Source organism: Motilibacter peucedani (assembly GCF_003634695.1).
Classification (GTDB): Bacteria; Actinomycetota; Actinomycetes; order Motilibacterales; family Motilibacteraceae; genus Motilibacter; species Motilibacter peucedani.
Genome location: NZ_RBWV01000011.1, coordinates 487589 through 511918, shown reverse-complemented (window position 1 = coordinate 511918; position 24330 = coordinate 487589). Strand labels below are relative to the sequence as shown.

19 protein-coding genes are annotated in these 24330 nt (G+C 75.4%); 15 read left to right on the top strand and 4 right to left on the bottom strand.

The window, feature by feature from the left end:
• Positions 1-66 precede the first annotated feature (66 nt).
• From CLV35_RS10715 to purB, 6 genes are all read left to right on the top strand, one after another.
• The gene (locus CLV35_RS10715) at positions 67-3489 is read left to right on the top strand and encodes a BTAD domain-containing putative transcriptional regulator (protein WP_231121703.1); all 3423 of its coding nucleotides are present in this window, start codon (positions 67-69) and stop codon (positions 3487-3489) included.
• A gap of 69 nt (positions 3490-3558) precedes the next feature.
• Positions 3559-5019 carry an FAD-binding oxidoreductase gene (locus CLV35_RS10710; protein ID WP_231121702.1) on the top strand — a complete coding sequence of 487 codons (1461 nt, stop codon included), beginning with the start codon at positions 3559-3561 and terminating at the stop codon, positions 5017-5019.
• Between the two features lie 53 nt (positions 5020-5072).
• Positions 5073-5507 carry a universal stress protein gene (locus CLV35_RS10705; RefSeq protein WP_183061916.1) on the top strand — a complete coding sequence of 145 codons (435 nt, stop codon included), beginning with the start codon at positions 5073-5075 and terminating at the stop codon, positions 5505-5507.
• On the top strand, positions 5507-6229 hold the full coding sequence (locus CLV35_RS10700; protein WP_121193427.1) for an HAD family hydrolase: 723 nt from the start codon (positions 5507-5509) through the stop codon (positions 6227-6229). Before CLV35_RS10705 ends, CLV35_RS10700 begins: the two co-directional genes overlap by 1 nt.
• 12 nt (positions 6230-6241) lie before the next feature.
• Positions 6242-7501: a phosphoribosylamine--glycine ligase gene (gene purD, locus CLV35_RS10695; protein ID WP_121193426.1), complete on the top strand. Its 1260-nt coding sequence runs from the start codon at positions 6242-6244 to the stop codon at positions 7499-7501.
• Between the two features lie 69 nt (positions 7502-7570).
• Positions 7571-9004: an adenylosuccinate lyase gene (purB, locus tag CLV35_RS10690; RefSeq protein WP_121193425.1), complete on the top strand. Its 1434-nt coding sequence runs from the start codon at positions 7571-7573 to the stop codon at positions 9002-9004.
• A gap of 127 nt (positions 9005-9131) precedes the next feature.
• Here the strand turns inward: purB and CLV35_RS10685 are convergent, their stop codons facing one another.
• From CLV35_RS10685 to CLV35_RS20055, 3 genes are read right to left on the bottom strand one after another with little or no spacing between them, the layout of a single operon-like run.
• Complete coding sequence (locus tag CLV35_RS10685; RefSeq protein ID WP_121193424.1) at positions 9132-9827, bottom strand: DUF3618 domain-containing protein; 696 nt, start codon at positions 9825-9827, stop codon at positions 9132-9134.
• A 43-nt stretch (positions 9828-9870) separates the two neighbouring features.
• The gene (locus tag CLV35_RS10680; RefSeq protein ID WP_231121701.1) at positions 9871-10320 is read right to left on the bottom strand and encodes a phage holin family protein; all 450 of its coding nucleotides are present in this window, start codon (positions 10318-10320) and stop codon (positions 9871-9873) included.
• Complete coding sequence (locus tag CLV35_RS20055) at positions 10317-11102, bottom strand: hypothetical protein (RefSeq protein ID WP_183061915.1); 786 nt, start codon at positions 11100-11102, stop codon at positions 10317-10319. Before CLV35_RS20055 ends, CLV35_RS10680 begins: the two co-directional genes overlap by 4 nt.
• 184 nt (positions 11103-11286) lie before the next feature.
• Here CLV35_RS20055 and CLV35_RS10670 point away from each other — a divergent pair, with 184 nt between their 5' ends.
• Positions 11287-12183 (top strand): phosphoribosylaminoimidazolesuccinocarboxamide synthase, encoded by an 897-nt coding sequence (locus tag CLV35_RS10670; RefSeq protein ID WP_121193423.1) that lies wholly within the window; start codon positions 11287-11289, stop codon positions 12181-12183.
• A 52-nt stretch (positions 12184-12235) separates the two neighbouring features.
• Positions 12236-13198: a UDP-glucose 4-epimerase GalE gene (gene galE / locus CLV35_RS10665; RefSeq protein ID WP_121193422.1), complete on the top strand. Its 963-nt coding sequence runs from the start codon at positions 12236-12238 to the stop codon at positions 13196-13198.
• 7 nt (positions 13199-13205) lie between these two features.
• Here galE and CLV35_RS10660 read toward each other — a convergent pair whose 3' ends face one another.
• Complete coding sequence (locus CLV35_RS10660) at positions 13206-14591, bottom strand: hypothetical protein (protein WP_121193421.1); 1386 nt, start codon at positions 14589-14591, stop codon at positions 13206-13208.
• Between the two features lie 98 nt (positions 14592-14689).
• Between CLV35_RS10660 and purS the strand changes: the two genes are divergently transcribed.
• From purS to CLV35_RS10625, 7 genes are all read left to right on the top strand, one after another.
• Positions 14690-14947, top strand: coding sequence for a phosphoribosylformylglycinamidine synthase subunit PurS (gene purS, locus CLV35_RS10655; protein ID WP_121193420.1), 258 nt, complete (start codon positions 14690-14692; stop codon positions 14945-14947).
• Positions 14944-15615: a phosphoribosylformylglycinamidine synthase subunit PurQ gene (gene purQ, locus CLV35_RS10650; protein WP_121193419.1), complete on the top strand. Its 672-nt coding sequence runs from the start codon at positions 14944-14946 to the stop codon at positions 15613-15615. Before purS ends, purQ begins: the two co-directional genes overlap by 4 nt.
• The gene (gene purL, locus CLV35_RS10645; protein WP_121193418.1) at positions 15612-17927 is read left to right on the top strand and encodes a phosphoribosylformylglycinamidine synthase subunit PurL; all 2316 of its coding nucleotides are present in this window, start codon (positions 15612-15614) and stop codon (positions 17925-17927) included. The genes purQ and purL overlap by 4 nt, the downstream gene beginning before the upstream one ends.
• A gap of 46 nt (positions 17928-17973) precedes the next feature.
• Entirely contained in the window at positions 17974-19056 is a 1083-nt protein-coding gene (locus CLV35_RS10640) for a winged helix DNA-binding domain-containing protein (protein ID WP_231121700.1), read from the top strand.
• A gap of 150 nt (positions 19057-19206) precedes the next feature.
• On the top strand, positions 19207-22575 hold the full coding sequence (locus CLV35_RS10635; protein ID WP_121193417.1) for a S8 family serine peptidase: 3369 nt from the start codon (positions 19207-19209) through the stop codon (positions 22573-22575).
• The gene (locus tag CLV35_RS10630) at positions 22575-23558 is read left to right on the top strand and encodes a hypothetical protein (RefSeq protein ID WP_121193416.1); all 984 of its coding nucleotides are present in this window, start codon (positions 22575-22577) and stop codon (positions 23556-23558) included. Before CLV35_RS10635 ends, CLV35_RS10630 begins: the two co-directional genes overlap by 1 nt.
• 78 nt (positions 23559-23636) lie before the next feature.
• The gene (locus CLV35_RS10625) at positions 23637-24329 is read left to right on the top strand and encodes a hypothetical protein (protein WP_121193415.1); all 693 of its coding nucleotides are present in this window, start codon (positions 23637-23639) and stop codon (positions 24327-24329) included.
• Position 24330 lies beyond the last annotated feature (1 nt).

Below are 24330 nucleotides of genomic sequence, written 5' to 3'. Positions count from 1 at the left end.
GGCGGAAAACACCACCAGACGGTCCTCGGCGCCTCCTAGGATGCGCCGAGGACCAGGAGGACGCGCGTGCTGTATCGGCTGCTCGGGCCGCTCGAGGTCGTCCACGACGGCGTCGCCATCGATCTCGGCGCGCCCAAGCAGCGGGCGGTGCTCGCCGCCCTGCTGCTCCACCGCGGGCGGGTCGTGTCGACCGACCGGCTGGTCGAGTCGGTGTGGGGCGACGAGGCGCCGCCGAGCGCCGTGCCCAGCCTCCAGGTCCACGTCTCGAACCTGCGCCGCGTGCTGCGCGACGGCCACGGCGGCTCGGCCCCGGTCGAGCGCCGGCAGCCCGGCTACGTCCTGACCGTCGACGACGCACAGGTCGACGTCGCCCGCTTCACCGCCGCCGCCGACGCCGCCCGCCACCACGTCGACGCTGGCGAGTGGGACGACGCCTGCCAGCGGGCGTCGGAGGCCCTCGAGCTGTGGCGCGGTCCGCTGCTCGCCGACCTCGCCGACGAGGACTGGGTCCGCGTCGAGGCCGTCGGCCTCGAGCAGCGGCGCACCGAGTGCCTCGAGACGCTGGCGACCGCGCTGCTCGGGCGCGGGCGGGTGGCGGAGGCACTGGCGCGTACGTCCGTGCTGGTCGCCGAGCAGCCCTACCGCGAGCGCGCCCGCTGGCTGCACCTGGTCGCCCTGCACCGCGACGGGCGCACGGCCGAGGCGCTCGAGGACTACCGCGCGCACGCACACCGGCTGGCCGAGGAGCTCGGCATGGAGCCGGGCGGCGAGCTGCGCGAGCTGCAGGCGGGGCTGCTGCGCGACGACCCGGCCCTGCGCGCGTGGCCGGCGGTGCCGGGGGCCGCTGCGCGGGTGCCCGAGCAGGTCGAGGCGCCGCGGCGCCGGGCGTCCGACGAGGAGCCCGCCGCACGCGTACCCGCCGCCCGGCGTCCCGCGGAGGGGCCGGGCGCTCTCGTCGGCCGGGCGCGGGAGTCCGCCGTGCTCGACTCGATGGCGCAGGAGCTCGCCGCCGGGCGGCCGTCCTGGCTGGTGCTCACCGGCCCGCCCGGCATCGGCAAGACGCGGCTCGCCGAGGAGGCGGTCGCGCGCTTCCGCTCGGTCGGCGCGCGCGAGGCGTGGGGCCGCTGCCCCGAGGAGGAGGGCGTGCCGGCCTGGTGGCCGCTGCGCCAGGTCGTGCGCGCGCTCGGCGCCGACCCCGACTCCGTGCTCGTGCCGCCGCGCGACGTCGACGCCGACACCGCCCGCTTCGCGGTCTACGAGCGGGTGCTCCAGCTGCTCGAGGCGGCGACGGCCGAGGGGCCGGTCGCGCTCGTGGTCGACGACGTGCAGTGGTCCGACGCGACCTCGCTGCGCGCGCTGGCCTACCTCTCGAGCGCGCTGCGCGACCGGCCGCTCGCGGTCGTGCTCACCCTGCGCGACGGCGAGGGCTCCTCCGACGTCGCGCACCTGCTGGCGGCGCTGGCCCGGCGCGAGGCCGCCTCGCAGCTCGCGGTGCCGCCGCTGGCGGCCGACGAGGTAGTCGCGCTCGCCTCCGAGGTGGCGGGCGAGACGGTCGCCCCGGCCGACGCCCGGCTGCTGGCCGAGCGCACCGGCGGCAACCCGCTGTTCGTCGCGGAGTACGCACGGCTGCCGCGCGACGAGCGCAGCAGCGGCGGCATCCCGCTGGCCGTGCGCACCGTGCTCGGCCGCCGCCTGGCCCGGCTGCCCGAGCCGGTGCAGGTGCTGCTGCGCGCCGCCGCGGTGCTCGGCGACCCCTTCCCGGTCGACCTGCTCGCGGAGACGGCGCGGCTCTCCTTCGACGAGGTCGCCGACCTGCTCGAGGCGGCCGCCGACGAGCACATCATCAGCGCCGCCCGCGGCTCGTCGGGCTACGCGTTCTCGCACGCGCTGCTGCGCGAGGAGGTGCTCGCCGGGCTCCCGGCCCTGCGCCGGCAGCGGCTCCACGCCCGCGTCGCAGAGGTCACCACCGGCATCGACAGCGACTCGCTCGCCCGCCGGGCGCTCCACCTGGTCGCCGCCCAGCCGCTGGTCGAGCCCGGCGTCGTCGTGCAGGCGTGCACCGCGGCCGCCGAGGACGCCGAGGCGCGCTGGGACGCGGACACCGCCGCCCAGTGGTGGGAGTCCGCGCTCGGCGCCCTCGACCGGCTGCCGCCCGCCGCCCGCGGCACCGAGCGGCGCGACGACCTGGTCGTCGCCCGGCTGCAGGCGCTGGCCCGCGCCGGCCGCGACCAGACCGTGCTCGACGTCGTCGACGACGAGCTGGTCAGCGCTGCCCGCGAGGTGCGCACCGGCACCATCGGGCGCCTGGCAGCGGTCCTGCTGCGCACCAGCGGCGCCTGGCCCTGGGCGTCCTACGGCGACGACCCCGGCGTGCTGCTCGCCCGGCTCGAGTCGCTCACCGGTGCGGTTGCCACCGACCCGGCGGCGCACGTGCGCGTGCTCGGCGCCCGCGCGGTCGGCAGCTGCTACGCGCCCGACCTCGCCGTGCCCGACGCGCTCAGCCGCGAGGCGCTGGAGCGGGCCGAGGCGCTCGGCGACCCCGACGTGCTGGCCGACGCGCTCGTCGCCCGGGTGCTCGCCTTCGTCGGCGCCGCCGCGCACGCCCGCGAGTCGATCGAGCTGCTCGACCGGGTCGCTGGGCTGCACCACGAGCAGGCCCGGGTCGACGAGGTGCTGCGCCACAACGTCCTGACCATGTCGGAGACGATCCTCGGCCGGGTGGAGGTCGCCGAGGAGCACCTGCGCGATGGCGTGGCCGGGGCCGACCTGCTCCGCCTGCCGGTCACGCGCGTCCAGCTGCGCTGGGCCGGGGCGATGCTCGCCCAGTGGCGCGGCCGGCTCGACGAGGCCGAGCAGCTGGTCACGCGCGCCTGGGCCCTGCACCGCCAGACCGAGCTCTACGAGTCCGGCGTCCACAACCTGGCCCTGCTCTCGGTGCGCTGGGACCGCGGCCGCGTCGCCGAGCTGCCCGAGGTGGTGGCCCACTCGCCGGAGCCGGGCGTCTGGGCGGCGACCGCGGCCGCCGAGACGGGTGACCTGGCAGGCGCCCGGGAGCTGCTCGACGACCTCGTCCCGGTGGCGACGCCGTTCTACTGGTACTCCCTGGGCCACCAGGTGCTGCTCGCGCACGTCGCCGCCGACTGCGGGGCGCTCGAGCACGCCGCCACGCTCGTCGAGCGGCTCACGCCGCACTCCGGCCACGTGGCCGCCATCGGGCAGGTCGGGGTCATCGGCACCGTCGACGCGGCGCTCGGGCGCCTGCACGCGGTGCTGGGCGACCACGGCACCGCGGCCCGGCTGCTCCGCGACAGCGTGGAGCTGTCGCGGCGGGCCGGCGGCGTGCCGAGCGAGCTGCGCAGCCGGCTGGCCCTCGCGCTGCTCGGGCCGCCCGGCGACGCGCGCGACGAGGAGCTGGCGGCGGTCGCGGCCGCCGCCGACGCGCTCGGGATGCACGGCGTACGCGACGCGGCTCGCGCCGCCCTCGGCTGACGACGCGCGGTCGGTGGGGCCAAGCGCGCGCCAAGGCCGCGCCAAGCGCCCGGAGCCACGGTGGGTGCCATGACCAGCACCACCCCGTCGCAGGAGGACCCCGCCATGACCGCCCAGACCCCCGCCACCACCGACGCCCCGTCGGTGCCCGCCGCGCGCACGCCCCTGAGCTGGGACGCGCTGCGCGGCCGGCTCACCGGGCGGCTCGCCCTCCCGGGCCAGCCCGGCTACGAGCTCGCCATCCCGTGGAACGTCGCCGTCCCCGTGCAGCCGCAGGCGGTCGTCGCCGCCGCTGACGCCGAGGACGTCGCCGCGGTCGTCCGGTTCGCCCGCAGCCACGGGCTCACCGTCGCCGTCCAGCGCACCGGCCACGGCGCCGTACCCCTCGACGCCTCCAGCGTCATGGTCCACACCGGCGCGCTCGACGAGGTGAGCGTCGACGTCGAGGGCCGCTGGGCCCGCGTCGGGGCCGGCGCGACGTGGCAGCAGGTCCTCGACGCCGCCACGCCCCACGGCCTCGCGCCGCTGTGCGGTTCCGCCCCGGGCATCGGCGTGGCCGGCTTCCTCACCGGCGGCGGGCTCGGCCCGATCGCCCGCTCGGTCGGCGTCTCGTCCGACCACGTGCGCGCCGTCGAGGTCGTCACCGGCGAGGGCCGCCTGCGCCGCGCGACGCCCACCGAGCACCGCGAGCTCTTCTGGGGCCTGCGCGGAGGCAAGGGCACGCTCGGCGTCGTCACCGCCGTCGAGATCGACCTGCTGCCGATCGCCGAGCTCGTGGGCGGTTGCCTGTGGTTCGACGGCGCCGACGCCGCCGCGGTCACCGAGGCGTGGCGCCGGCTGTGCGAGGCGCTGCCCGAGGAGGGCACGACCTCGCTCGCCTTCGCGCAGCTGCCGCCGCTGCCGCAGCTGCCACCGCAGATCGCCGGCCGGTTGACCGTGGCCGTCCGCTTCGCCTGGCTCGGCGAGCCCGCGCATGCCGAGGAGCTGCTGGCGCCGCTGCTGGCGGCTGCCACGCCGGTGCTCGGCGGGGTCGGGCCGATGCCCTACTCCGCCATCGGCTCGATCCACGCCGACCCGGTCGACCCGATGCCGGTGCACGAGCAGGTGAGCCTGCTGCGCGAGCTGCCGGCCGAGGCCGTGTCGGCGCTCGTCGCCGCGGCCGGTCCCGGGTCCGGCTCGCTGCAGACGATCGTCGAGGTGCGCCACCTCGGCGGCGCGGTCGCCCGCGAGCCACAGCGGCGCAGCGCCTTCTGCCACCGGGACACCGCTTTCACCGTGCTGGCCATCGGGGTGCCGGTGCCCGACCCGGGTGCCGTGGCCGCCGACGCCTCTCGGGTGCTGGCGTCGCTGGCGCCGTGGACGACCGGCGCGCGGTTCCCCAACTTCGGCGCGAGCGCCGACCCGGCGGAGGTCGCGCGCGCCTACGACCCCGAGACGCTGCGCTGGCTCGGCATGCTTGCCGAGCAGTACGACCCGGCTGGAGTCCTGCGCGTCGGTGCCGTGGTGCGTACCCAGGCGCACACCGGGTAGTCCATGATCGCGCGGCCACGGCGGCCGGGCAGCTGCAGCCGAGGAGGTGCGCGGTGGCCGAGGCCCCGCTCGTGCTGGTGGGCATCGACGGGTCGGACCCGGCGAGGACCGCCCTGGTCTGGGCGGCGGACTACGCCCACGCGGTGGGCGCCCGCGTCCTCGTCGTCTACGCGTGGGAGCCCGCGGCTGTCTGGATGGGCTACCCCTACGTCCCCGACCCCGACGAGAGCGCGCCGGAGGAGTCGCTGCGCGAGGTGCGCCGGCAGGTCGACGCGACCCTCGCGGAGGCCGGCCACTCCGACGTGCCGATCGAGGTGGAGTTCCGGCGGGGCAACCCGGCGGAGGTCCTCGTCGACGCCTCGGCGCAGGCCGCCCTCGTCGTCGTGGGCCGGCGCGGCGGCGGCGGCTTCGCCGCGGCGATCATGGGATCGGTCGGCCGGCACGTGAGCTCGCACGCCTCGTGCCCCGTCGTCGTGGTGCCGCACTGATGGCCGCGCAGGACGGGAAGTCCGGGGGCAGCGGGGCGCAGGAGCGCACCGACACGACCTCGCGGGTCGACACGGCCGTCTTCGACATCGACGGCACCCTCGTCGACAGCAACTACCACCACGTGCTGGCGTGGTACCGCGCGTTCCGGTCCCACGAGGTCGTCGTTCCGGCCTGGCACCTGCACCGCGCGATCGGCATGGGCGGCGACCAGCTCGTCGCCCACGTCGCCGGCGACGAGGTGGAGGAGCGGCTCGGCGACGCGCTGCGCGACCTGCACGACGAGAACTACGCGGCGGTGCGCCACGAGGTCGTGCCGTTCGAGCCTGCCCGGGCGCTGCTCCAGGAGGTCGGGCGCCGGGGCATCACGGTCGTGCTCGGGAGCTCGGGCAAGCCCGAGGACGTCGACCAGGCGCTCGACCTGCTCGACGCCCGCGAGATCGCCGCGAGCTGGACGTCGTCGGCCGACGCGGGCAACAGCAAGCCGGCCCCGGACATCGTCGAGGTGGCCGTGCGCAGCGTCGACGGCTCGCACGCGGTCATGGTCGGCGACTCGATCTGGGACGTGGAGGCGGCGGCCCGCCTCGGCGTACCCAGCGTCTGCGTGCGCAACGGCGGCTTCGGCGTCGACGAGCTGCGCGAGGCCGGCGCGGCCGAGGTGTGGGAGTCGCTCGAGGAGCTGCTCGACGGGCTCGACCGCAGCCTGCTCGGGAGGCCCCGCTAGTCTCGCCCCGCCATGAAGGTCCTCCTCATCGGCTCGGGCGCGCGCGAGCACGCCCTGGCCCGCGCCCTCGCCGCCGACCCCGGCGTCTCCGAGCTCGTGTGCGCCCCGGGCAACCCCGGCACCGCCGAGCTCGGCCGCACCGTGCCGGTCGACCCGCTCGACGGCCCGGCGGTCGCCGCGCTCGCCGCTGCCAAGGAGGTCGACCTGGTGGTGGTCGGCCCCGAGGGCCCGCTGGTCGCCGGCGTCGCCGACGCGGTGCGCGCCCAGGGCATCGCCTGCTTCGGCCCCTCGGCGCGCGCCGCCCGGCTCGAGGGCTCGAAGGCCTTCGCCAAGGAGGTCATGGCCGCGGCGCAGGTGCCCACGGCGATGGCCCACGTCTGCACGACGCCCGGCGAAGTGGAGGCCGCGCTCGACGCCTTCGGCCCGCCCTACGTCGTCAAGGACGACGGGCTCGCGGCCGGCAAGGGCGTGGTGGTGACCTCCGACCGCGGCGAGGCCCTGCGCCACGCGGCCTCGTGCGCGGGCGCCGTGGTCGTCGAGGAGTTCCTCGACGGGCCCGAGGTCAGCCTCTTCGCACTGAGCGACGGCACCGACGTCGTGGCGCTCCAGCCGGCGCAGGACTTCAAGCGCGCCCGCGACGGCGACGACGGGCCCAACACCGGCGGCATGGGCGCCTACTCGCCGCTGCCCTGGGCAGCGCCCGGTCTGGTCGACGACATCGTGGCGCGGGTCGTGCAGCCCACGGTCGACGAGCTGCAGCGGCGGGGCACGCCCTTCGTCGGAGTGGTCTACGCCGGTCTGGCCCTGACCTCCCGCGGCCTGCGCGTCATCGAGTTCAACGCCCGCTTCGGCGACCCGGAGACCCAGGTCGTGCTCGCGCGGCTGCGCACGCCGCTCGGCGGGCTGCTGCTCGCGGCGGCGACGGGGCGGCTGGCCGACCTCGAGCCGCTCGTGTGGGACGACGGCGCTGCGGTGACGGTCGTCGTCGCCGCGGAGGGCTACCCCGGCGCGGTGAGCACCGGCGACGAGGTCACCGGCCTCGACGCGGTGCCGGCCCCCGCCTACGTCCTGCACGCCGGCACGGCGCGCGACGCCGACGGGCGCCTGGTGAGCGCCGGCGGGCGCGTGCTCTCCGTCACCGCCACCGGACCCGACCTCGCGAGCGCGAGGGACGCTGCGTACGCCGGGGTGCGTGCCGTCCACCTGCGCGGGTCGCACCACCGCTCCGACATCGCGCTGGCCGCCGTCGAGGGGCGCGTCACCGGCGGCTGAGGGGGCAGGTGCGCCGGGTGGGCGAGAATGGCGCGCGTCGCCCTGCACCCAGCCGTTGGACATGAGGTCATGACCCGCAAGCCCGAGATCCCGAACGTCCTCGCCGCCCGCTACGCCTCGCCGCCGCTCGCGCAGCTGTGGGCGCCGACCGCGAAGATCGTGCTCGAGCGCCGGCTGTGGATCGCCGTGCTCACCGCCCAGCGCGACCTCGGCGTCGCCGTGCCCGACGGTGTGGTCGAGGACTACGAGCGGGTGGTCGAGACGGTCGACCTGCACTCGATCGCCGCGCGCGAGCGCGTCACGCGCCACGACGTGAAGGCGCGCATCGAGGAGTTCAACGCGCTCGCCGGGCACGAGCACGTGCACAAGGGCATGACCTCGCGTGACCTCACCGAGAACGTCGAGCAGATGCAGGTGCGCGAGTCGCTGCTGCTGGTGCGCGACCGCATGGTCGCCGCGCTCGTGCGGCTGGCTCGCATGGCGAGCGAGCACAGCGCGCTGGTGATGACCGGACGCAGCCACAACGTCGCGGCGCAGGCGACCACGCTGGGCAAGCGCTTCGCCTCGGCGGCCGACGAGCTGCTCGTCGCCCTCGAGCGGGTCGAGGCGCTGCTCGAGCGCTACCCCCTGCGGGGCATCAAGGGCCCGGTCGGCACCGGGCAGGACATGCTCGACCTGTTCGAGGGCGACTCGGGGCGGCTGGCGCAGCTGGAGCAGCGGGTCGCGGCGCACCTCGGCTTCTCGCGCGTGCTGACCAGCGTCGGCCAGGTCTACCCGCGCTCGCTGGACGCCGACGTGGTGTCCACCCTGGTCCACGTCGCCGCGGCGCCCTCGTCGCTCGCGACCACGATCCGGCTGATGGCCGGCCAGGAGCTGGTCACCGAGGGCTTCAAGGCGGGCCAGGTCGGCAGCTCGGCCATGCCCCACAAGATGAACACCCGCAGCTGCGAGCGGGTCAACGGTCTTGCAGTGGTCTTGCGTGGTTATCAAGCGATGGTGTCGGAGCTCGCCGGCGGCCAGTGGAACGAGGGCGACGTGTCCGACTCGGTGGTGCGCCGCGTGGCCCTGCCCGACGCGTTCTTCGCGGTCGACGGGCTCTTCGAGACGTTCCTGACGGTGCTCGACGAGTTCGGCGCCTACCCGGCGGTGGTGGCCCGCGAGCTCGACCGCTACCTGCCGTTCCTCGCCACCACCAAGGTGCTCGTGGCGGCGGTGAAGGCCGGTGTCGGGCGGGAGACGGCCCACGAGGTGGTCAAGGAGCACGCCGTCTCGGTCGCGCTCGGCATGCGCGAGCAGGGCACCGACCGCAACGACCTGCTCGACCGCTTCGCCGCCGACCCGCGGCTGCCACTGAGCCGGCCGGACCTCGACGCGCTGGTGGCCGCCCCGCTCTCGTTCACCGGCGCGGCCGAGCGCCAGGTGGCCGACGTGGTCGCCCGCGTCGAGGCGGTCGCCGCCGCGCACCCCTCAGCCGCTGCGTACGCACCCGCTCCCATCCTCTGAGAGCGCGCCCATGATTGGCACGATGTGACTCCTTGCCAATCAGATGGGCAAGGAGTCACATCGTGCCGAACGACGGCGGGCCCGCCACGACGCGAGGTCGTGACGGGCCCGACGGGGTCGGACGAGGTCAGCTGGTGAGGCCGGCCTTCTGCTCCTGCGCCGTGGCGGCCACGTTCTCCTTGGCCTCCTGGGCGGAGTCGCGCACGTCGACCGTGGCGCCCTGCGCCTCGGCCTTGACGTTGTCGACGGCGTCCTGAGCGGTCAGCTTGACCGACTCGAGCGCGTCCTGCGCCGGGCCCTGCAGGGCCTCCTTGAGCTCGCCGGCCTTGCTCTGCAGCGCGTCCTTCACCTCGGGGCTCGTGAGCTTGTCCTTGGCGGCGGAGGCGAGCTGGGTCTCGCGCTCGGAGGCGGGGAGCAGCGACGACGCGAGCCAGCCGACGCCGAAGGCGATGAGGCCGGCGGCCAGCGGGTTGCCCTCAGCGCGGTGCCGGGCGGCGCTGGGCGCGGAGTGCAGCGCGTCGGAGGCGCCGTGGACGCTGCCGGCCGCGCTGTCACGCAGGCCGCCGGCGCGCTCGGCGAGGCCGGGGCCGTCGCCACCGCCCGGGGTGTGCGACGCGACGGCGCTGCGGGCGTCGCCCGCCTTGCCCATGACGGCCTCGCGCACGCCCTGCACGCGGCTCTTCGCGCTCTCGACCTGGCGGTGGGCGATCGAGCTGGGGCTCACCTTCTCGGCCAGGGCGTCGACGTCGGAGCCCAGCGAGGCGCGGGTGCGCTCGATCTCGGCGCGGATCTCGTCGGGGTCACTGCTGGTGGGGGTGGTCATGGTGTCTCCTGGGTCTGAGGGAGGTCGCGGGGAGGGGACGGGCCTAGTGGCCGGTGCCGGGCTTGAGCGTCGGCGGGATCTCCTTGACGGTCTCCTGCGTCTGCTTCATGCCCTTGACCTTCGAGAGCTGCGCCTTGCCCATCAGGGCGAGGACGGCGCCGATGACGCCCCACACGACCGCGACGATCAGCGCGGCCCAGGCCTCGTCCATGACGTTGGCCAGGCCCCACCAGGCGGCGAGGGACACGAAGAGGAGCACGAAGTGGCCGGCCAGACCGGCGCCGCCGAGCATCCCGGCGCCCTTGCCCGCCTGGCTGACGTCCTGCTTCAGCTCGGCCTTGGCGAGGGCCACCTCCTGGCGCACGAGCGTCGAGAGGTCCTTGGTCACGTCGGTGAAGAGCTGGCCGAGCGAGCCGGGGCTCGCGGCGGCGTCCCCGACCACCTGCGGGCGGTCGTTCTCGAGACGGGTGGCACCCGTGTTGACGTCGCTCACGGCCGGGTCCCGTAGCCCACGCCGCTGGTCTCGGGCCGCACGTCGACGGTCTCGAGGGCGGGGTCGGCGATCGAGCCGGTCGGGTAGCCGGTGCCGGTGGAGTACGCGCCGCCGGCGCTCGTGCCGCCCGCGGTGAGGGCGTCGGTCGCGTACGTCTCGGTGGCGTACGTCGTCGGCGCCGCGTACGCGTCGCTGCTCGGGTAGGTGCGCGCCGGCACCGACGCGGTGTCGTCGGAGTCCTCGTGGACCGCCGCGACGGTGCTGCGCGTGATGCGGCCGGCCATCAGGCCGGCGACCGCCGCGCCGATGAGGAACGTGCCGGGCTTGCGGCGGGCGAACTCCTTCGCCTCGGTCAGCAGGTCGCCGGGCTCGCGGGACTCGACCCAGCCCGCGACCTCGTGCAGCCGCTCGGAGGCCTGCCGCGCGATCTCGGTCGCGATGCCGGACTGGCCGCCCTCGCCGTTGACCAGGGCCTGCAGCTCGTCGGCCAGGCTGCGCACGCTGGTGACCGCGCGGTCCTTCTGGACGCCGGCCTGGCTCTGCGCCTGCGACCGGGCCTCGCCCAGCAGGTCGCGCGCCTGGTTGGCGGCCTCGGCCACCACCTGCGAGCCCTGCTCCTTGGCGGTGGCGGCCACCTGCTGGCCCGCGGCGGCGGCGGTCTGCCCCACGCCTGCGGCCTGCTCCTTGGCCGTGGCAGCGGTCTCGCCCGCTGCCTGCTTGGCGGCGTCGGTCTTCGATGTGCCGGCGCTGTCGCCGGTGTCGTAGCTCGTGGTCTCGCTCACGGACCATCCTCCTGGTGCTCGAGATCGTTCGCTGTCGTCCAGCGTGTGACTGTGCCGCCGGGGAGCCGCGTGCTGCGTGCTCCCGGGTCGCGTGGCACAATCGGTCAAGGCAGGGCATACCCCCCCGCACCGGGCGTTCAATCCGCCCTTCAGGGGGGTTTCGCCTGCGTGCGAGGATGCGGGCGTGTCGACGCCTCCCTCTCCGGCTCCCGCGCCGCCCGGCCTCGTCCCGCTGCACTCGGGCAAGGTCCGCGACCTCTACGCGACGGCCGGTGGCGACCTGGTGCTCGTGGCGAGCGACCGCATCTCGGCCTTCGACTTCGTGCTGGGCACGCCGGTGCCAGACAAGGGCCGCGTGCTCACCCAGCTCTCGCTGTGGTGGTTCGAGCGGCTCGCCGACCTCGTGCCGCACCACGTGCTCTCGACCGAGCTGCCCGAAGGCGCCCCGGCCGAGTGGGCCGGGCGCGCCCTGGTGTGCGAGCGGCTCGACATGGTCCTGGTGGAGTGCGTCGCGCGCGGCTACCTCACCGGCTCGGGGCTGCTCGACTACCGGGCCACGGGCTCGGTCTGCGGCATCGCGCTGCCGGGCGGGCTAGTCGACGGCGACCGCCTGCCGGAGCCGCTGTTCACCCCGGCCGCCAAGGCGGCGGTGGGCGCCCACGACGAGAACATCAGCTTCGCGCAGGCCGTCGAGGCGGTGGGCGCGCCGCTCGCGGAGGAGCTGCGCCGGTTCACCCTGGAGCTCTACGCGCGCGGCGAGCAGGTGGCGCGCGAGCGGGGGATCATCCTGGCGGACACCAAGTTCGAGTTCGGCCGGCGCGCCGACGGCACCGTCGTGCTGGCCGACGAGGTGCTGACGCCGGACTCCTCGCGCTTCTGGCCGGCCGACTCGTGGCGGCCCGGCTCGTCGCAGCCCTCCTTCGACAAGCAGTACGTCCGCGACTGGCTCCTCTCGCCCGCCTCCGGGTGGGACCGCGCCTCCGAGGAGCCGCCGCCCCCGCTGCCTGACGAGATCGTCGAACGGACGCGGGCGCGCTACGTCGAGGCCTACGAGCGGATCACGGGTCGGCCGTTCGTGTGACCGCTTCTGATCGTTCCCTTACGGAAGCGATCAAGGCGCTACAGTGGCGCCCATGACCTCGACCTGGCTGCTCACCGGCGGTGCCGGCTACATCGGTGCCCACATCGTGCGCGCCCTCGCCGATGCGGGGCTGCGCGCCGTCGTGCTCGACGACCTGTCCACCGGTGTGCCGGCTCGGCTCGCGCCGGACGTGCCGCTGGTGCAGGCCAACATCCTCGACACCGACGCCGTGCGCGCCGCGCTGCGCGAGCACTCCGCGACCGGCGTCGTGCACCTCGCGGCCAAGAAGGCGGCCGGCGAGTCGGTCGAGAAGCCGCTGCTCTACTGGCGCGAGAACTCCGAGGGCACCCGCAGCCTGCTCGAGGCGATGGACGCCGAGGGGGTCGACAAGCTGGTGTTCTCCTCCAGCTCCTCGGTCTACGGCGAGCCCGAGACCGACGAGGTCGACGAGGACGCCCCGACCCGGCCGGTGAGCCCCTACGGCGAGACCAAGCTGGTGTCGGAGTGGATGATCCGCGACCTGGGCGCGGCGAGCGACCTGCGGTGGGCCGCGCTGCGCTACTTCAACGTCGCCGGCGCCGGGGCGCCCGAGCTGGGCGACCGGGGCGTGTTCAACCTGGTGCCGCTCGTCTTCGAGGCCATCAGCACCGGGGGCAGGCCGAAGGTCTTCGGCGACGACTACGACACCCGCGACGGCTCCTGCATCCGCGACTACATCCACGTCGCCGACCTCGCCGAGGCCCACGTCGCGGCGGCCCAGAAGCTCACCGAGGGCCCGCTGCGCGGCGCCTTCAACATCGGCCGCGGGGAGGGCTCCACGGTCAAGGAGGTGCTGGCGACGGTCCGCGAGGTCACCGGCATCGAGTTCGACTACGACGTGGTCGGCCGCCGTGGCGGCGACCCCTCGAAGGTCGTGGCCGTCGCGGCCAAGGCCGAGCGCGAGCTCGGCTGGACGGCCAAGCGGGACCTGCGCGACATGGTAGCCAGCGCGTGGGAGGCGTGGCAGGGCCGCTGACCGGGCCTCAGCGCAGCGGCCGCGGCACCCGGCCAGACAGCCGGGTGGCGACGATGCCCATCACCCGCGTCAGCAGGTCGCTGTCGAGCGCCCGGCCGGGCGGCCCGACCAGCTGGGTGAGGCTGAGCCGGTCGCCGACCCGCACCAGCAGCTCGTAGGTCTCGCTCGGTGCGCCCGACCCGTCCGTCGCCTCGGCGCCCGGCCGGGGCAGGTGGTGGTAGCCCACGCCCTGCCAGCGCGACCCGGTCACCCGCGCGACCGGCAGCACCTCGTGGGCGGGGTCGCGGCACTCCAGGAGCGCGACCGCGGTCTCGACCGCGTCGGTGGTCGACCCGGGGCCGTAGCGCAGGACGACCTGCGAGACGGAGATGCCGGTCGAGGGCGGCCCGAGCCGCAGCTCCTCGCTCTCGGCCGCGCTCTGGTTGGCCGGCGCGATCGGGTAGTGGCCGGGCACCAGCGCGACGGGCAGCTCCAGGCGGGTGGGCGGGCGCTCGTGCAGCCAGCCCTGCCCGAGGTCCTCGGGCGCGAGCATGAGCGCCGGGCGCAGGGGCGTGCCGCCGTAGCGCCGGTCGCGACCGACGGCGGCCGGCTCGGGGCACCTCTCCTGCAGGCTCCGGGCGTACTGCAGCCACAGCGGCACCGCCGTCGACGACGGCGCCGCGGCCGGAGCCGGCGAGGAGCCGAAGCCCGCGGCCGAGGCGCCCACGGCGCCGCCGACCAGCGCGGCCACCGCGAGCACCGCGCCGCCGACCGCCACCGCGCTGTGCACCCGGGCAGCCCGCAGGGCGCGCGTCGCGAGGTCCGGCACGGGCGCCACCTCGTCCGCCAGCCGGTCGAGCACCTCCTCGAACCCCAGGTCGACGCCCGCCGCCTCGAGCAGCTCCGGTCCGCGCGCGCGGGCGCGGGCGATCGGGGCGACGGCGTCGAGCCACCGCGTACGCATCGCGACCGCGACCTCGTGCTCGTCGAGCCGCAGCACCAGCGCGAGCGCGCCGGCGAGCCGGTCGCGCGGCATCATCCGCCACAGCGCGTCGCGCAGCGGGCCGCTGCGGGGGTGCGGCCGCGTCGTCCAGTCGAGCTCGTCCTCGCTGGGCAGCCGGCGGCACAGCTCGCGCACCACGGCGACGTGCGGGTCGCGGCCGCCGTCGGTCAGCTCGGCCCAGTCGCGGTGCGCCGCGGCCAGCGCGGCGACGACCAGCCGTACCGCGCGCGAGGGGTCGGGGAGGACGGCGGAGGCGAGGCGTACGAGCTCGGTGCCGTGCGCGTCGACGTAGTCGGTGAAGGTGTCGGTGCCGGAGAGCGGCGGCGGCTCGGAGTCGAGCAGGTCGTGCCCCGCCGGCAGCACGTCGGCGCGCGAGTCGACCAGCTCCACGCGCGAGTCCAGCAGCTCCACGGCACCACTGTGCGCCCCCGGCGGCGTTCGCGCCACGCCCGGGTCCGAGGCGCTCGGTAGGATGGCCGCGCCGACCACCCCCGACCGCTGGAGCGACCGTGCCTCGCGTCGTCGTCGACGTCATGCTGAAGCCAGAGATCCTCGACCCGCAGGGGTCCGCCATCGCGGGTGCGCTGCCCCGCCTGGGCTTCTCGGGGGTGACCTCCGTGCGGCAGGGCAAGCGGTTCGAGCTCGAGCTCGACGGCGAGCTGACCGCCGAGCGGCTCGCCGCCGTCGACGAGGCCGCGCGGACCCTGCTGTCCAACCCGGTCATCGAGGACTACGTCGTGCACACCGACGCGGAGGCCACGGCGTGAGGATCGGGGTCGTCACCTTCCCCGGCTCGCTCGACGACGGCGACGCCCGTCGCGCGGTCCGCGTCGCCGGGGCCGAGCCGGTGGCGCTTTGGCACGGCGACGCCGACCTGCGCGGCGTCGACGCGGTCGTCCTCCCCGGCGGCTTCTCCTACGGCGACTACCTGCGCTGCGGTGCCATCGCCCGCTTCGCGCCGGTCATGGGCGAGGTCGTGCGCGCCGCGGGCCAGGGGCTGCCGGTGCTCGGCATCTGCAACGGCTTCCAGATCCTGTGCGAGGCGCACCTGCTCCCCGGTGCGCTGATCCGCAACGACGTGCGCCGCTTCGTCTGCAAGGACCAGCGGCTGCGCATCGAGTCGAGCGCCACGGCGTGGACGGCCGGCTACTCCGACGGCCAGGAGATCGTCGTGCCGCTGAAGAACGGCGAGGGCGGCTTCGTCGCCTCCGACGCCGTCCTCGACGAGCTCGAGGGCGAGGGCCGCGTCGTCGCGCGCTACCTCGGCGACAACCCCAACGGGTCCTACCGCGACATCGCCGGCATCGCCTCGGCCGACGGCCGCGTCGTGGGGCTCATGCCCCACCCCGAGCACGCCGTCGAGACGCTGACCGGGCCCTCGACCGACGGGCTGCCGTTCTTCACCTCGGTCCTCACCTCGCTGGTGGCCGCATGAGCGTCGACGCAGGCTCCCGCGTGGACACCGTCGGCGCGGCCGAGCGGACCCCTGACGCGCCGCAGCCCTACCGCGAGCTCGGGCTGAAGGACGACGAGTACGCCCGCATCCGCGAGATCCTCGGCCGCCGGCCGACCTCGAGCGAGCTCGCGATGTACAGCGTCATGTGGAGCGAGCACTGCTCCTACAAGTCCTCGAAGGTCCACCTGCGCCAGTTCGGCGACAAGGCCCCGCAGACCGACGCGCTGCTCGTCGGCGTCGGCGAGAACGCCGGCGTCGTCGACATCGGCGGCGGCTGGGCCGCGGTCTTCAAGGTCGAGTCGCACAACCACCCGAGCTACGTCGAGCCCTACCAGGGCGCGGCGACCGGGGTCGGCGGCATCGTGCGCGACGTGCTGACCATGGGCGCGCGCCCGATCGGCGTCATGGACCCGCTGCGCTTCGGCCCGGCCGACGCCGACGACACCAAGCGCGTGCTGCCGGGCGTCGTCGCCGGTGTCGGCGGCTACGGCAACTGCCTCGGCCTGCCCAACGTCGGCGGCGAGGTCGTCTTCGACGCGAGCTACGCCGGCAACCCGCTCGTCAACGCCCTCTGCGTCGGGGTCCTCAAGCCCGGCCCCGACGGCTCGGGCATCAAGCTCGCGCACGCCTCTGGCGAGGGCAACCTGGTCGTCCTGTTCGGCGCCCGCACGGGCGGCGACGGCATCGGCGGCGTCTCCGTGCTCGCCTCGGAGACCTTCGAGTCGACCGGGCCGACCAAGCGCCCGGCCGTCCAGGTGGGCGACCCCTTCATGGAGAAGCTGCTCATCGAGTGCTCGCTCGAGCTCTACGCGGCCGACCTCGTCGTGGGCATCCAGGACCTCGGCGGCGCCGGCATCTCCTGCGCGACCTCCGAGCTCGCCTCGGCCGGTGACGGCGGCATGCACGTCGACCTCGACCTCGTGCCGCTGCGCGACCCCTCGCTCGCCCCTGAGGAGATCCTCATGAGCGAGTCGCAGGAGCGCATGATGGCCTGCGTGGAGCCGGCCAAGGTCGAGCAGTTCCTGGCCGTCTGCGCCAAGTGGGACGTGCCCGCGACGGTCATCGGCTCGGTCACCGGCACCGGCCGGCTCCAGATCGACTGGCACGGCGAGCGCATCGTCGACGTGCCGCCGCGCACGGTCGCCCACGAGGGTCCGGTCTACGACCGCCCGATCGCCCGGCCGGCCGACCAGGACGCGCTCCAGGCCGCCGGCCCCGGGTCGCTGGCCCGCCCGTCGACCGGCGAGGAGCTGCGCGCCGACCTGCTCGCGCTGCTCGGCTCGCCCAACACGGCGAGCAAGACCTGGGTCACCGACCAGTACGACCGCTACGTCCTGGGCGGCACGGTGCTCGCCCAGCCGGAAGACTCCGGCGTCCTGCGCGTCGACGAGGAGACCGGGCTCGGCATCGCGCTCGCCACCGACGGCAACGGCCGCTACGCCCGGCTCGACCCCTACGCCGGCGCCCAGCTCGCACTCTCCGAGGCCTACCGCAACGTGGCCACCGTCGGCGCCAAGCCGCTGGCCGTCACCAACTGCCTCAACTTCGGCTCGCCCGAGGACCCCGCGGTGATGTGGCAGTTCTCCGAGGCGGTGCGCGGCCTCGCCGACGCGTGCCTCGAGCTCGGCGTGCCCGTGACCGGCGGGAACGTCAGCTTCTACAACCAGACCGGCGACGTCGCGATCCTGCCGACGCCGGTCGTCGGTGTGCTCGGCGTCCTCGACGACGTCGCACGCCGTACGCCGATGGCGGTCGACGCGTCGCAGACCGGCAACGTGCTCTACCTGCTCGGCGAGACGCGCGACGAGCTCGGTGGCTCGGAGTGGGCGTCGGCGCTCCACGGCCACCTCGGCGGGCTGCCGCCGAAGGTCGACCTGGCCGCCGAGCGCAAGCTCGGCGAGGTGCTGCTCAACGCCTCGCGCGACGGGCTCCTCGACGCCGCGCACGACCTGTCCGACGGCGGGCTCGCCATCGGGGTGGTCGAGATGTGCCTGCGCGGCGGGTCGGGTGCGCGCATCTACCTGCCCGAGGGCGTCGAGCCGTTCGTGGCGCTGTTCTCCGAGTCGGTCGCCCGCGCCGTGGTCTCGGTGCCGCGGACCGAGGAGGTCCGCTTCCAGGACATGTGCATCGCGCGTCGCCAGCCGCACGTGCGCATCGGCGTGGTCGACGGCGACACCCTCGACGTGCAGGGGCTGTTCTCGGTGCCGGTCGAGGAGCTGCGGCGCGTGCACACCGCGACGCTGCCTGCGTTGTTCGAGGCCGAGGTGGTCGACGCCACCGCGCAGGTCTGACGGCGCGCGGGTCCGACGGCGCGGGCTGACGAGGCGGCGGCACCCGGTGGACGCCCGAGCGCAGAACCGGGCGCTGCTGGCCCGCCAGCTCCTGCTCGAGCGCTCGCGCCTCTCGGTCCCTGAGGTCGTCGAGGCCCTCGTCGGGCTGCAGTCGCAGGCACCGCAGGCGCACTACGCGGGCCTGTGGTCGCGCATCGAGGGCTTCGACCCGGCGGTGGCCTCGCAGCTGCTGGAGAGCCGGGCGCTCGTGCGCATCGCGCTGATGCGCGGCACGATCCACCTGGTCACGGCGGAGGACGCGCGGTTCCTGCGCCCGCTCGTGCAGCCCGTGCTCGAGCGCGCCCTGCGCGGCGGCCAGGGACCCGGCGCCGACGTCGACCTGGTCGAGCTGGCGGCACAGGCCCGGGCGCTGGTCGAGGAGGCACCGCGCACGTTCGCGGAGATCGGCGCGGCGCTCGCGGCCCGCTGGCCGGGCGAGGACCCCGAGCGGCTGTCCCGAGCCGCGCGGTGCGGGCTCGCGCTGGCGCAGGTGCCGCCGCGCGGGCTGTGGGGCAGGTCCGGCCCAGCACGGCACACGACCGTCGAGAAGTGGCTGGGCGCGCCTCTCGATCCGCGGCCCTCGTCCGACCGGCTGGTGCTGCGCTACCTCGCGGCCTTCGGCCCGGCGACGGTGGCCGACGCGCAGGCGTGGTCGGGGCTCACCCGTCTTCGCGAGGTCTTCGACCGGCTCGGCCCGGCCTTGGTGCGGCTGCCGGCCGACGACGGGCGCACGCTGTGGGACCTGCCCGACGCGCCACGGCCGGACGCTGAGGTCGAGGCACCCGTGCGCCTGCTCGCCGACTTCGACAACCTGCTGCTCTCGCACGTGGAGCGCACGCACGTCGTCGACGAGTCGCACCGCCGCGCCATCTTCACGGTCAACGGCATCATCCCGCGCACCGTGCTGGTCGACGGCCGCGTCGCGGGCACCTGGACCAGCGAGGTCGCGGGAGCGCGGTGCAGCGTACGGGTCGCCTCCTTCGCCCGGCTGAGCCCGGGGGTCCGCGACGACGTGGAGCGCGAGGCTCACGCCTTCGCCGCCATGGCGGCGCCGGGCGCAGACGTGCACGTGCAGCACGCCGTGCGGTGACCTCGGGTCCACCGACCGTGACAGAATTGGGCCATTCGGGGCGCATCGGCGCCGGAACTGGTGTTCGATGTCCTCGAACATGCGACGGCCCGGCCAGTTGCTGCCCCGGCCAGCGTGCACCGTCGACCCACCCTCGAGAGGCCCACGCTCATGCCCTGCCGTCCCCTGCTGGCCGCTGCCTGCATCAGCCTGTTCGCCGCCGCCCTGCCCGCCGCCCCGGCGTCAGCCGGTCCCATCGCTCCGGCGGCCTCCGAGGCCTCGCGCAACGTCGTCGTGGTGCTCAGGGACCAGCACGCCGAGCTGCCTGCGTCGGGTGCGTCGCTCGCACCGCGCGTCGCGCGTACCACTGCTGACCAGCGCACGCTCGTCGACGCGGCTACCCGCGCCGGTGCCACGCAGGTGCGCCAGCTGCACGTCGCGAACGCGTTCGCCGCCCGTGTCAGCGGCGAGGAGGCGGCCCGGCTGGCCGCCGACCCGGGCGTCGCCGCGGTCGTGCCCGACCGCCTCGTCGCCGCGCCCGCGCGCTCGACGCAGGAGACACCCGCCGCGTCGCCCGCCGTGCCGGGGCCGGTCTCTGGCCGGGCGTGCCCTGCGAACCCGTCCAAGCCGGGCCTGGAGCCGGAGGCGCTGCAGCTGACCCACACCGCTTTCGCCGACGGGACAACGCCTTCAGCCGCAGCGACGGCGACGGGCAAGGGTGTCAAGGTCGCCTTCCTCGCCGAGGGTCTCGACGTCGCGAACCCCGAGTTCGTGCGGCCCGACGGCCGCCCGGTCTTCGTCGACTACCAGGACTTCAGCGGCGAGGGACTGTCGGCTCCGACGTCGGGCGGGGAGGCGTTCGGCGACGCGTCGTCCATCGCTGCCCAGGGCCGTCGCACCTACGACCTCTCCCGCTTCGCGAGCGCGGCCCACCCGCTGCCCGCCAAGTGCACGATCCGCGTGCGCGGCGTCGCGCCCGACGCGCAGCTCGTGGGGCTGAAGGTCTTCCCCGCCAACGGCTACGCCTTCAGCTCGGCGATCCTCGCGGCGCTGGACTACGCGGTGACCGTCGACCACGTCGACATCGTCAGCGAGTCCTTCGGCAGCAACCAGTTCCCCGACACCGGTGACGACCCGACGGCGCTGTTCAACGAGCAGCTCGTGGCCGCCGGTGTCACGGTCGTCGCGAGCACCGGCGACTCGGGCTCGGCCAACACCATCGGCTCGCCCAGCAGCTCGCCGGGCGTCATCGCCGTCGGCGCCACCACCCAGTTCCGCACCTACTCGCAGCTCGGCTACCACGGCTTCCCGCTGTCCAACGGGAAGTACCGCAGCAACGGCATCTCCGGGCTCAGCTCCTCGGGCATCACGCAGTCCGGGCGGACCATCGACCTCGTGGCGCCCGGCGACCTCGGCTGGTCGGCGTGCACCGCCGACCCCGAGCTCTACGCCGACTGCACCGACCTCGAGGGGCGTCCCTCGAACCTGCAGCTGTTCGGCGGCACCAGCGAGTCGGCACCGCTGACTGCAGGAGCGGCGGCGCTGGTCGTGCAGGCGTTCCGCGACTCGCACGGGGGAGCGAGCCCGACTCCGGCGCAGGTGCGCCAGGTGCTCACCAGCACCGCCGACGACCTCGGCCTGCCCGCCGACGAGCAGGGCGCCGGGTTGCTCGACACCCTGCGCGCGGTCCGCGCCGCCCGGGCCCTGCCTGGCTCGACGGCCGCCTCGGCGAGCACCGACCTGGTCGTCTCGCCGACGCAGGTCTCCGTGGAGGCCGAGTCCGGCACCGCAGCGCACGTGTCGGTCACGGTGACCAACGTGTCGAGCTCCACGCGTACGCTGCGCGCTCGCGTCCGTTCGGCCGGCGCGGTCGTCGGGACGCCGCAGACGCAGAGCGTCGCGCTCGACGCGTCGGAGTCGGCGCCCGCCTTCCTCGACGCGACAGGCGCTCCGCGGCCCTATGCGACGGCGACCTTCACCGTGCCAACCGGCGCCCAGCGGCTGTCGGCGGAGATCGCCTACCCGGGCGCCAGCGTGCTCGGCAGCGTCTTCGTCACGCTGTTGGAGCCCGACGGCACCTTCGCCGCGCACTCGCTGCCGCAGGGCAACGACGACTACGGCTACGTCGACGTGCCCCACCCGGTAGCGGGCACGTGGAAGGCAGTGGTCTTCACGACGTCCAACGGCGACGGGTACTCCGGTCCCGTCGAGCTGACGACGACGGCCTTCGCCGAGGACGTCGATGCTGCGGTGCCGGCGCCGGTCACGATCGCGCCGGGCCGCTCTGCGCAGCTCGCCCTCGACGTGCCGCAGCCGCACGATGCGGGTGACCGCGCCGACGCGCTCGTCCTCAGCAGCACGACGGTCACCGGTGGCATGCCGTCGTCTAGCGTGGTTCCGGTGGTGCTGCGTACGCTGCTGCGCCTCCACGCCCACCGCGCGCGTGTCGACGGCGTGCTCACGGGCACGAACGGCCGCGCCGGCGTGCCCAGCCCGTCGCTGACCTACGCCTTCGACGTGCCGCCGGCGACCGAGTCGCTCGCGGCGCACGTGTCAGTGCCGCAGCTCGCGGGGCAGCGGCTCTACGGCTTCCTCGTCGACCCCGCCGGCGAGCCGGTGTCCGTGCAGACGAACCAGCGGCTCGACGGCGACGGCACGGTGCTGCTCTCGCCCAGCTTCGACCTGACCCACGTCGCGCCGCTCGCGGGGCGCTGGCAGCTGGTGCTCGCGTCCTACCGCTCGTCGTCGCACACGACGCGCGAGACGCCGTTCCGCGTCGACCTCGACCTGGACGCGGCGCGGGTGCGCGCCACAGGCGTACCGGGCTCGGCGTCGACGGTGCTCAAGCGCGGCAAGGCGGTGCACGCGAGCCTGCGGTTCACCAACGGCGGCGGCGCGAACGCCTACTTCTTCGCCGACCCTCGGCTCGACACGGTCGTGGACCAGCCGCTGGTGGTGGCCAACGACTACTGGTCGGCGTACGGCGCCCCGCAGGGCCCGTTCCCGGCGGTGTCCGTGCCGACGCAGACCACGGCACTCACCGTCTCGGCGCAGAGCAGCGCGCCGCTGCTCTTCGAGGTCGCGCCGTTCCCGGCCGACCACCTCGAGGACCTCGCCTTCCAGGGCGACCCCGACCGCGTCGCCGGCCCGGTCGGCACCGCGCCGTCGGTGACGGTGGAGGACCCGGAGGTGGCTCCGCAGACGTGGCTCGCGCTGCCGTCGCCGGTCGGGCCCGTGCCGGCCGAGGGCTCGGGCGAGATCGACGCGGTGTTCTCGGCGTCGGCGCGGACGAAGGCGTTCGACCTGTCGGTCACCTCGAGCACCGGGGACGCCCAGCTCTCCAAGGTCGACGCCGGCGCCGACATCCCGTCGCTGCTCGACGTCGCCGCGGGCGGCACGGGCGCCGTCGAGCTGACGTTCACGCCCGACGCGCCGGTCGGCACGGTCGTGCACGGCACGGTCTACCTCGACGCGCTCGACATCCTCACCGGCGGCGTCGACGAGGTCACGGCGGTGCCCTACACCTATACCGTGGGCTGATGTCCCGCGCCGGCAGCGGTCTCTTCGCCCTCCTCGTCGCGGCCGGCGGGCTGGGGGCAGCGGCGCCGGCCCGGGCCGACGTGCCCCCTGTGGCGGCCCCACAGGTCACCGCACCGGCTCCGCTCGTCGGCGCCGCGACCGGCTCGCTGCTCGTGGACGTCCGCTTCGCGGCCCCGGTCGCGGCGCCCGTGGTGGCGCTGCTCGAGGGTGCCGTCCCCGGGGACGGGCCCCGGCTGCCGCTGGCGGCCGACGGGCTCGACTGGACTGGCGCGGTCCCGGTCTCCGCCGCGCAGGCCGGCACGTGGACGCTGGCCGACGTGACGGTGGGCGGCGAGCTGGTGCCCCACGGGGCGGCGCTCGCCACGGCGGTCGTGCAGGGCAGCGACGCTCCGGCGGTCACCTTCGCTCCCGTGACACGCGTGCCCGTGCCGCGCGGCAGCACGGTCGTCATCGCCGGACGCGCGGTGCTCGGCGACAGCGGGCGCCCCGCCGCCCGGCTCCGTCTCGCCGTGTGGTCCTCCGCCCTGGCGGGCGGGCCGCCCAGCGAGCCGGTCCCATTCGTGCGCACCGACGCGCAGGGCAGGTTCCGCTGGACCCAGCTCATGGACGGCCGTGGCGACGCGGTGGTGTCGGTCGCACGGGTGCTCGGCGAGCAGGTCGTGCAGCGTACGCAGCTCCGCGTCGCCTGGCTGCGCACCTCCGTCACCGCCGTGCCCAGCGCGACGAGGGCCCGTGCCGGCGCACGGGTGGTGGTCCGCGGCCGGGTGCAAGGGGCGCCTGGTGCGGCGGTGCTGCTGCAGCGGCGAGTGGGCGCCCGGTGGGTCCCGCTGGCGGGGGCGGCGTCGCGGGCCGGTGCCTACGCGGTCCCGTTCCGGCTGCCGGCCGGCCGCACGACCCTGCGCGTCGTGCAGCCGAGGACGGCGGAGTGGCGCTCGTCGGTGTCGCGCAGCGTCGTCGTGACGGGGGTCCGCAACCGGACGTAGGCCGACGGTTGGAGCCGGTGATCTTGGGGAGGTTGCCCCTGGCAGCCGGAGGAGCCGGCTCGACGAAGGAGACCTCGCATGCGCAAGCCCTCACGTCTGGTCCTGGGTGCCACCTGCGCCGCGGCGCTGCTGGCGGCGCCCGCGACCGCGTCGGCCTCGAGCACGGCAGTGGCGGACCCGACCCTGGTGAACAAGGTCATCACCCCGGCGCAGTTCCCCGGCTACAAGGTCCTCGCCAAGCCGACGGTGACGAACCCCGACGCCTCGGCCGCGTGCGGCGGCAAGGCGCCCGCCGGCACGACGAGCGTCGCCACCGCCCTGGGCGTCACGTCCCGACGCGGCACCCTCACGCGTGCGACCGGCATCACCGAGTCGCTCAGCGAGTTCTCGTCGCCCGCCGTCGCCAAGGCCACCTTCGCGAGAGCGCGCAAGGTGATCGTCGGGTGCGTCAGCAAGGCGGCCAGCGGCAGCGACGTGCGCATCCGCGCGACGGTCGGCCGCACGCCGGTGGTGAAGGGCGCGAGCCACGCGTTCACCGTCGTCACCACCTCGTCGGTGACCGTCACGGTCAACGGCAAGACCTCGCGGGCCAGCGGCAGCACCCGCACCTACATCTACCTCAGCGGCCGCTACATCGTCTCCGTCGTGCCGAGCCGCACGACCACGCGGGTCTCGGGCCGGACCCTCACCACCGTCTCCACCGACACCGCCTTCTCGCGCCGCCTGGGCGTGCGCGCCGGCACGTACGCGGTGGCCGCCCTCCAGTCGTAGG

What these genes read in the sequence shown, in the direction of transcription:
- CLV35_RS10710 (WP_231121702.1), top strand. Translation starts at nt 3,559, where the DNA reads ATGACCAGCACCACCCCGTCGCAGGAGGACCCCGCCATGACCGCCCAG.
- CLV35_RS10700 (WP_121193427.1), top strand. Translation starts at nt 5,507, where the DNA reads ATGGCCGCGCAGGACGGGAAGTCCGGGGGCAGCGGGGCGCAGGAGCGC.
- purD (WP_121193426.1), top strand. Translation starts at nt 6,242, where the DNA reads ATGAAGGTCCTCCTCATCGGCTCGGGCGCGCGCGAGCACGCCCTGGCC.
- purB (WP_121193425.1), top strand. Translation starts at nt 7,571, where the DNA reads ATGACCCGCAAGCCCGAGATCCCGAACGTCCTCGCCGCCCGCTACGCC.
- CLV35_RS10685 (WP_121193424.1), bottom strand. Translation starts at nt 9,827, where the DNA reads ATGACCACCCCCACCAGCAGTGACCCCGACGAGATCCGCGCCGAGATC.
- galE (WP_121193422.1), top strand. Translation starts at nt 12,236, where the DNA reads ATGACCTCGACCTGGCTGCTCACCGGCGGTGCCGGCTACATCGGTGCC.
- purL (WP_121193418.1), top strand. Translation starts at nt 15,612, where the DNA reads ATGAGCGTCGACGCAGGCTCCCGCGTGGACACCGTCGGCGCGGCCGAG.
- CLV35_RS10635 (WP_121193417.1), top strand. Translation starts at nt 19,207, where the DNA reads ATGCCCTGCCGTCCCCTGCTGGCCGCTGCCTGCATCAGCCTGTTCGCC.
- CLV35_RS10630 (WP_121193416.1), top strand. Translation starts at nt 22,575, where the DNA reads ATGTCCCGCGCCGGCAGCGGTCTCTTCGCCCTCCTCGTCGCGGCCGGC.
- CLV35_RS10625 (WP_121193415.1), top strand. Translation starts at nt 23,637, where the DNA reads ATGCGCAAGCCCTCACGTCTGGTCCTGGGTGCCACCTGCGCCGCGGCG.